The 1,006-nt window shown below is 45.5% G+C and carries 1 protein-coding gene; it reads left to right on the top strand.

Annotation, left to right across the window (positions count from 1 at the left end; translation table 11 throughout):
• Window positions 1-78 precede the first annotated feature (78 nt).
• A complete protein-coding gene (locus DSM107010_RS37815) occupies window positions 79-990 on the top strand; it encodes an IS982 family transposase (RefSeq protein ID WP_422387936.1) in 912 nt (303 codons plus the stop codon).
• Window positions 991-1,006: the final 16 nt, after the last annotated feature.

Consider the following 1,006-nt stretch of genomic DNA (forward strand, 5'->3'; position numbering starts at 1 on the left):
ACGTGAGTTCGATGAGAAAAACTAGCCAAAAAGAAAACTGAGACCTATGCTCAAAATACACACACAATAGTCTCAGCTATGGAAACAATTGTATCTCGCCTGGAGATTACCCAAGTCTTCTGTGAGGTGGACGATTTTTGCCAACAGTTTGAGCGACTGTGGCAGCAACAGCCTCAGTTACCGTCTATACAAGGGGAGCGGCTGAGCCGTTCTCGAATGCATATGAGTGAAGTGATAACAATTGTCATTGCCTTTCACGGTAGTGGTTATCGTACCTTCAAAGACTTTTATACCAAGCAAGTGTTACCAGGATGGCGCCAAGCCTTTCCAAAGCTAGTCAGCTATACTCGATTTGTCGAACTGATGCCTTGGTGCGTGATGACGTTATGCTGCTACTTGTACACTCGCACGGGTGAAATCACCGGAATTAACTTCATTGATTCGACACCAATTCAAGTTTGTCATTGCTGTCGGGCACGCGCCCACAAAGTGTTTGTGGGATATGTAGGTTGGGGAAAGAATTCCGTCGGTTGGCATTACGGTTTCAAGCTGCACTTAGTCATTAACGATAAAGGAGAACTACTAGCGTTCAAGCTCACTGCTGCCAACGTGGACGACCGACAACCTGTCCCCGACTTAACCAAAGATTTGATTGGGAAGCTATTCGGGGACAAAGGTTACATCTCACAGCCTTTGTTCGAGCAACTTTTTGCTCGTGGTCTGCAATTGATTACTCGTTGTAAGCGCAAGATGAAATCCCGCCTCATACCATTGATTGATAAGATTCTGCTGCGGAAACGTGCTGTCATTGAGTCGATCAATGACCAACTCAAGAACATTTGCCAAATTGAGCATTCTCGCCATCGTAGCATCTTCAACTTCCTCGTCAATTTGTTAGCTGGGTTGGTTGCCTATACCTATCAAGAGAAAAAGCCGTCTTTAGATATCCATCCTCATGGCTTGCCAGCTCTACCTCCTACTATTTTTTGAGCCGTCGAACTCACGT

Source organism: Chroococcidiopsis cubana SAG 39.79, from assembly GCF_003991895.1.
GTDB classification, from domain to species: Bacteria; Cyanobacteriota; Cyanobacteriia; order Cyanobacteriales; family Chroococcidiopsidaceae; genus Chroococcidiopsis; species Chroococcidiopsis thermalis.